The sequence below is a fragment of the Planctomycetota bacterium genome (assembly GCA_038746835.1).
In the GTDB taxonomy this organism is placed as follows: Bacteria; Planctomycetota; Phycisphaerae; order Tepidisphaerales; family Tepidisphaeraceae; genus JBCDKH01.
In genome coordinates this window covers 1-6,869 of sequence record JBCDKH010000189.1, presented here as the reverse complement: position 1 = coordinate 6,869, position 6,869 = coordinate 1, and the positions used below count along the sequence as shown (strand labels likewise).

The window sequence follows — 6,869 nt, the reverse complement described above, 5'->3', positions numbered from 1 at the left end:
TTTGCCGAGCCGACGTAGAACGTGTCAGTGCCCGCCAGCACCTCCAACCCGCCTGCGCCGCCGCTTCGCTACGCCCGCACCAGCCGGCAGGTGGTGGGCGGGCTCTCGTCCGTGCCCGGGGAACTGCTTCACGTCGGCAACGCGATGACGCTCGTGGTCTGCGTCGGCATCGTCGCGGTCGCACACGGGCTTGCCCTCTTCGCGATCAACGGAGCCGTGCCGATGGCGATTCCGGTGCTCCTGTGCCTGATCGCCCTCGGATCGCACTACGTCAACGTGCTCGACGACCTCGGCCCGCAGGCACTGGACGACCTGCCGCCGGTGCTCCGCAACGCCGACTGGCCCGACGACGTCTGGCGACCGGTGTGGCGGCTCACGTGGGCACTTTTCCTTACGCTCGGCCCGGCGATCGCGCTGTGGCAGGTCGACTCGATCCTCGCCCAGGCCGGAGCCGTTTTGCTTGGCAGCGTCGGTCTGGGCCTGCTGCCAGTCGTTCTACTGACGCTCGTCGAAGGCTCATCAGCGGCCAACCTCGACCCGCGACGGCTGCTGCGTGCCGTTCGCATCTGCGGCCTCGGCTACGCCTGGACGACGCTCGCGTTCGTCGCCGCGTTGGCACTGCATGGACTGGCCGGCTGGCTGCTCTACGTCTCGCTGGAAATCGCGGTCGGACGGAGCTTCTTCAACGGCCGAATGTTGCCATTGGCACCGGTGCTCGGCATCACATACGGCGTCGTCATCGCCGCGATCTACACCGCCCACCTCGCCGCCGCCCTCATGGCCCGGCTCTACCGGCTCCACCACGAGCGGTTCCCGTGGCTTCTGCAGCGGCACGAACGCCGAACGCCCTCGCCCGGCTCTACCATGCCCGACGGATGCTGACGAAGCTGCTCAAGGCCAAGATCCATCAGGCGACCGTCACCGAGACGCAGGTCGACTACCCTGGCAGTGTTGCCGTCGACCCGCTGCTCCTCGAAGCCAGCGGCATCCTCGTCAACGAGGCCGTCCTCATCGCCGACTGCGAGAATGGCAACCGCTTCGAGACCTATGTCATTCCCGGCGAGCCCGGCAGCGGCGTCATCGGCGTCAAAGGCGCCGCCGCCAAACTCACTGCCGTGGGCAACAAGGTGATCCTCCTCGCGTTCCGCTACTACGACGCCGAAGAACTAGACACCCACGAGAGCCGCGTCGTCCTCGTCGACGACCAGAACACACTGACCGACGTCTTGACGCACAAGACCAAGAACTAGCACCGGCTCAGTGGAATCGAAGTCAGCTCTGAGGGAGTGACCGACGCCCAGCTTGACCACCGGTGCAGACAACGCACGTAATCGTGCACGCATGCAATCGCGTCACAGCTTGCCGCCCAGCCGAACCGGTCGGCGAGCGGTGAACGAGGCTGGTGTCGCTGTGCGACCGCGACATCCCGAATGCGCCCACGACAAGTAACCACTTGTCATTCCTCCCGCTCAACCAACCGCATCTCGTGCAGGCTGAGCGAGTACGCACTGCCTGGAGGTGTCGTCCGCTTGACAAACTCTGGATTGTTGCGGTCGTTTCCGTTCATGTAATTGGCGGAAAACGCGAGCCACATCGTCAGTCCGTCGTCAGAGATAAACTTCGAAGGGAAGTTCAAAAAGTACGCTTGCGGCCCAAAGTCTGGCATGTGAGCGACCAGCCGCCAGGGGCCTGTAAGGCGGTCTGACTCCATGATGTAACTGGTGTACTCCTTACGACTGGTGTCTCCCCGATGACCATCGGTGATGCACATCAGATACTTATCGAGGGGCGCGTTGTAGGTAATCGTCACGATGCCAACGCGGTTGTTCCAATACAAAATGGGCTCGATCTCTTCGAAGTCAGTGGTCCAAATCGATTCTCCAGCAGCATCCTCGCCGCTGTAGAACTCGTACTTCGAAGCATCGTTGATGTTGCCGACGCTCGGCGTGACCCGAGCCATGTACACAGCATCGCCAGTCACCCATGAGCTGTTGGCAATCCGTGGCTGCGCGTCATCGTCTTTGGCACCGTGGCCGACCAAATACGCCTTGCCGTCCGGCGAGTGCTCCATGTTCTTACCAAAGTCGACGAAGTGCGGAGCCCCCATCTTGATGAATGGGCCCCGCTTGCCTTCGTCGAGATCCAGCTCGTCCCGGCCGGGTTCGTCAAACAGTGGACTGCTGGGCGTGTGAGGCGTCTCGTTCCACGTCGCGCCGTAGTCATTCGACCAGCGGAAGCCAACAAACGGGCCGAGTGTGTACCAGCCGAACCGATCTCGCACGTCTTTGTTGGGTTGGTCCAACGCATACGTTCCGTAGTACCAGATGCCGTCGTGCATGAGGCTGCCGCATGGGTATCGCCCTTGATACGGTGCTGCCGAAGCGGTCACGGTTCCCCAGTTGGACACCGTCAACTGCATGGGGTCATCACCCGAAATTTTGGCGTGACCCGTTCTGGCGTTTTTGCCCGCTCCGGACCAAACGAATTGCATCGATTCGCCGATCGTGCCATCGGTCCACGGCGAGTAGAGGTGCCCGTCCGAGGCCCAGGTGGGATACCACGTGTCGGCCCGGGTGTAGTTGGCATAAAGCCCCGTAAACTCAACGCCGGTAAACCGATCAGAAGCGTTTGGAGCCTCATCCCCCTCAACTTGAGACGCATCGTAGCGAACGGAAGGCCCTGTCCCGGTGAGTCGCCAAACCGCTTCTTCCCCGCGTGCGTTCGAACTCAACGCGACGGCTGCGATGCAGGCCACAGCGAATGTTCTGGTGTGCTTTCTCATCGTTCGGCTTCCATTCTGCGGGTCGAGGTTTTGGGCGAGAGACTAGCTGATCGCCCGACAAACAACCGAAAGGTGCGTCGCTTGAGCAACCGTTCAGAGGCGGTACTGGCAGGAGAGGCTTGCGCCATGTTCATGCGTGCAGCGTCACGTGAAGGGGTGCATTAAAGTAGCGCACCCCATGCCTGCCGAGTCCGATCGCCGACTTGTCCACAGGTTTCATTCAGGCTTTGCCGAAACCGTACGGATAGCTAACATCGTGCTTGCTGTCGCCGAACCTGTTGGTGGCGGGCGACGTTATTGGACGTGAAGGCCGTGCCGGGCCGATGCTTCCTGTGACGACCCGCCTCGTGCCATCGCACCGCCATGCCCAAGTCTTCCGCTCCGTCGACGTCCGCCAAGAAAAAGCCCGCCGCCACCGCCGAGACCATGGCGGCCAAGCAGAAGGAGATCGCGGTCAGCGAGTTCTTCGCCAAGAACCGCCACCTCCTCGGCTTCGACAACCCCCGCAAGGCCCTCCTGACGACGATCAAGGAGGCCGTCGACAACTCGCTCGACGCGTGCGAGGAAGCCGGCATCCTGCCCGATATCCACGTCACCATCGAAGCCCTCAACGGCGGCACCAAACGAGCCAAGAAGCCCAAAGACGCCGAGACGCCAGTCTCGGATTCTGACTCCGGCGTCGAAGAGGTCCCGTCGTTGACGAATGCCACCAAGTTCAAAGTCACCGTCCGCGACAACGGCCCCGGCATCGTTAAGGCCCAGATTCCCAACGTCTTCGGCCGACTTCTCTACGGCAGCAAGTTCCACCGCCTTCGCATGAGCCGGGGCCAACAAGGCATCGGCATCAGCGCCGCCGGCATGTACGGCCTGCTCACCACCGGGCAGCCGGTGCAGATCATCTCCAAAACCGGCCCACGGGCGAAGTGCCACCGCTTCGAACTCGCCATCGACACGCTCAAGAACCGCCCGGAAATCACCGTCGACGATGTCCTCGACGAGTGGACCGACCGCGACGGAGACAAGATTCGTCAGGGCACCGAGGTTGCGATCACGCTCGAAGGCAAGTTTCAGCGCGGCCGGGCGAGTGTTGACGAGTATCTCGAGCAGACCGCCATAGCCAACCCGCACGCGCGGATCGTCTACACCGCCCCGGACCTGGAGCACCGCGTCTTCCCGCGTGAGGTCGACGACGTCCCCGAGACGCCCGACGAGATCAAGCCGCACCCGTACGGCGTGGAGCTGGGCGTCCTGATGCGGATGCTTAAGGAGACCAAGCACAGCAAACTCGGCGAGTTCCTGCAGCAGAGCTTCAGCCGCGTCAGCCCCAAGGTCGCCAAGGAAATCACCGACATCGCCGGCAAGGCGAAGGTCGGCACGATCACGCTGCAGAGCTACTGCTCATCCCTCAACCACGGCCAGATCGAGGCGATCCACAACGCGATCAGCGAGACCAAGATCCAGAACCCGCCGACCGACTGCCTCGTGCCGATCGGGCCGCAGCAGATCTTGAAAGGGTTGCTCAAGGAGATCAAAGCCGAGTTCTACACGGCCGAGACGCGCGACCCGCAGGTCTACCGCGGCAACCCGTTCCAGATCGAAGTCGGCTTGGCCTTCGGCGGCGACATCCCGGCGGGCGACGGCTCAAAGGTCATCCGCTTCGCCAACCGAGTTCCCCTGCTCTACCAGCCGGCCGCGTGCAGCATCACCAAGGCCGTCGTGCAGACGAACTGGCGCAACTACGGCATGAGCCAGCCGCGGAGCTCGCTGCCGGACGCCCCGCTGGTCGTCTTCATCCACATGGCCAGCGTCTGGGTGCCCTTCACGAGCGAGTCGAAGGAAGCCATCGCCGACTACGACGAGATCCGCAAGGAAATCACGCTCGCGATCAAGGAGTGCGGCCGAAAGCTCAACACGTACATCCGTCGCAAGCAACGCGTCGCCCGCGAGGGACAGCGTCGTGACGTCTTCGCCAAGTACATCGGCGAGGTCGTCGCCGCCTGCGGTCGCATGACCGAGCTCGACCCCGAAAAGCTCTTCGAAGACCTCAAGAACGTCGCCAGAAGCCGCACCGAGACGGCCGATCGGCAGCTCGACGACGAGGGCAACTTCATCAAACCCGCCAAGAAGGCCGGCAAGCTGGACGGCGACGCGAACGTCGTCGTCATCGAGCGCGATGACGACGAGGACGAAGACGCAGATGCGTCAGCCGCTGAAGGCGAGAGCCCAGCCATCACCACCGACCAACCCGAACACGCCGCCGCCTGAGGTTTGAGCAGCACCAAGGAAGACCACGATGGCAACCACGACCACCCGAAAGAAGAAGCCCGTCGACACGAGCAAGAAGCTCGAACGCATGGCCGTTGACGTCGCCCGCTCTGCCAAGCGCGGCGAGGATCCCGGCTTCGACATCCCGACGCGCTCGCTTTCCAACGCCGCCTTCGACGAGCGGAAGAAGATCATCACCATGGGCGACGCCGCTCAGCGGCGGAACTTCTTCAACCTCGGCCAGGCCAAGAAGTTCATGCAGACCATGCTCGTCGCTAGCGGCTGCAAGGAACTGTCGGATCAAGGCAAAACCACCTCGATCCGTGACATGTTCTACCACTGCAAACACACCATCAAAGGCACGAAGGAGAACACCTTCGACACGCAGGACGAGTCCGACCCCATCATCGAAGACCTCGAAGTCACGATCGGCTCCATCCGCGAAGAACTCGGTTTGTTCGCCGAAAACAAGGGCAACATGGTCGGCCCGATGACCATCGTCGACAACGGCGACACGATCGACCTCTCCCGCATGGGCTCCGGCGGCTGGGGCGTGCCCTCGATCGTCGAGCCCAACGTCATCGAGTTCAAGAAGAGCGACGCCAAGTTCGTCCTGCTCATCGAGAAGTCGGCCGTCTGGAACCGCTTCAACCAGGACCGCTTCTGGGAGAAGTACAACTGCGCCATCATCCACGGCGGCGGCCAGCCCCCGCGCGGCGTGCGGCGGATGGTCTACCGCATGCACAAGGAGCTCAAGCTCCCGGTCTACGTGCTCGCCGACAACGACCCGTGGGGCTACTACATCTACAGTGTCCTCAAACAGGGCTCGATCAACCTCGCCTTCGAGAGCCAACGCATGGCCATCCCGTCAGCTCGCTTCATTGGCATGAGCGCCTTCGACCGCGAAGAGTTCGGCTTCACGAACGTGATCGACCTCAACGACAAGGACGTCAACCGCCTCAAGGAAATCGCCGCCTATCCGTGGTTCGCCAAGAAAAAGCCGTGGCAGAAGGAGATCCAGGCCATGCTCAAGAGCGGCGTGAAGATGGAGCTCGAAACGGCCAGCAGCAAGGACTTCAGCTTCATCACGGAGGAATACATGCCGCAGAAGCTCAAGAAGAAGCAGTGGCTGGATTGATCCGGTCGCGAATAACCGTGCAGCGGAGAACCGTATGAACGATAATCAGATTAATACAAAAGTTCAGTCAAATTCGGATCGAATTTCAGCGATCGAAACTAGTTGGAAAATCTATTCCAAGGTAGGAATTACGGTTCTTGTAGCCCTCGTCTCATTTGCGGGGTTTACATCAATTTATACAATACCCGACGAAGTGAAAAAACGCGTTAACGAAAAAGCGACTGAAATAGCGGACCGGGACTTTGCAGACTTAATAAAACAAGCAAAAGCCGACGCCTCTGTGCTTCGCGATGCGGCATCGAAGGGTACCTCAGTTTACGGCCATGTTCGGTATGAGAACGGGCAATATTCTGTGAGCAGTCCAGGGCCTCGAGTCCCGCGCGCCAGTCGACTGAAGGTCAATGATGAAGATACGAAAATCGGCCGAGTTAAAGTCGAATTCTCACCTCCATTTGATCGAGCACCCATAGTCATTGCAACTTCGTCAAATGACAGGCATGTCATATCTATTCATAACCTGAAAAAAACATCGTTCGAAGCGCGAGTTTCGCTCGTCTATGCTGACGAAGCCCTTTACAAAGCAGAGAGTGACAAGAGGCTTGCTGACGGTCACTTCCATTTTATAGCAATGCCGTCCTCCGTGCCGTCGGATAGCCAAAATTAAGTCCCAATGAGTGGGCCGCC

The 6,869-nt window shown here is 60.9% G+C and carries 6 protein-coding genes; 5 read left to right on the top strand and 1 reads right to left on the bottom strand.

All coding sequences use genetic code 11. The features are described 5' to 3' along the window. The first annotated feature begins 27 nt into the window (after window positions 1-27). A complete protein-coding gene (locus tag AAGI46_14430; protein MEM1013404.1) occupies window positions 28-882 on the top strand; it encodes a hypothetical protein in 855 nt (284 codons plus the stop codon). Next, entirely contained in the window at window positions 876-1,250 is a 375-nt protein-coding gene (gene panD, locus AAGI46_14425) for an aspartate 1-decarboxylase (GenBank protein ID MEM1013403.1), read from the top strand. Before AAGI46_14430 ends, panD begins: the two co-directional genes overlap by 7 nt. Before the next feature lie 206 nt (window positions 1,251-1,456). On the opposite strand, the gene AAGI46_14420 is transcribed toward panD, so the two are convergent. Beyond that, window positions 1,457-2,782 carry a hypothetical protein gene (locus AAGI46_14420; protein MEM1013402.1) on the bottom strand — a complete coding sequence of 442 codons (1,326 nt, stop codon included), beginning with the start codon at window positions 2,780-2,782 and terminating at the stop codon, window positions 1,457-1,459. 363 nt (window positions 2,783-3,145) lie between these two features. On the opposite strand from AAGI46_14420, the gene AAGI46_14415 reads away from it, so the two are divergent. Genes AAGI46_14415 through AAGI46_14405 form a run of 3 tightly spaced genes read left to right on the top strand, consistent with a single transcriptional unit; the run spans window position 3,146 to window position 6,849 of the window. Further along, window positions 3,146-5,047, top strand: a complete 1,902-nt coding sequence (locus AAGI46_14415) for a DNA topoisomerase VI subunit B (GenBank protein MEM1013401.1) — start codon at window positions 3,146-3,148, stop codon at window positions 5,045-5,047. 28 nt (window positions 5,048-5,075) lie between these two features. After that, a complete protein-coding gene (locus AAGI46_14410) occupies window positions 5,076-6,185 on the top strand; it encodes a DNA topoisomerase IV subunit A (GenBank protein MEM1013400.1) in 1,110 nt (369 codons plus the stop codon). A 34-nt stretch (window positions 6,186-6,219) separates the two neighbouring features. Continuing rightward, window positions 6,220-6,849, top strand: a complete 630-nt coding sequence (locus tag AAGI46_14405) for a hypothetical protein (protein ID MEM1013399.1) — start codon at window positions 6,220-6,222, stop codon at window positions 6,847-6,849. Window positions 6,850-6,869: the final 20 nt, after the last annotated feature.

Bases quoted from the DNA above. Each gene is read 5' to 3' on its own strand.
- panD (MEM1013403.1), top strand. From the start codon at position 876: ATGCTGACGAAGCTGCTCAAGGCCAAGATCCATCAGGCGACCGTCACC.
- AAGI46_14420 (MEM1013402.1), bottom strand. From the start codon at position 2,782: ATGAGAAAGCACACCAGAACATTCGCTGTGGCCTGCATCGCAGCCGTC.
- AAGI46_14415 (MEM1013401.1), top strand. From the start codon at position 3,146: ATGCCCAAGTCTTCCGCTCCGTCGACGTCCGCCAAGAAAAAGCCCGCC.
- AAGI46_14410 (MEM1013400.1), top strand. From the start codon at position 5,076: ATGGCAACCACGACCACCCGAAAGAAGAAGCCCGTCGACACGAGCAAG.
- AAGI46_14405 (MEM1013399.1), top strand. From the start codon at position 6,220: ATGAACGATAATCAGATTAATACAAAAGTTCAGTCAAATTCGGATCGA.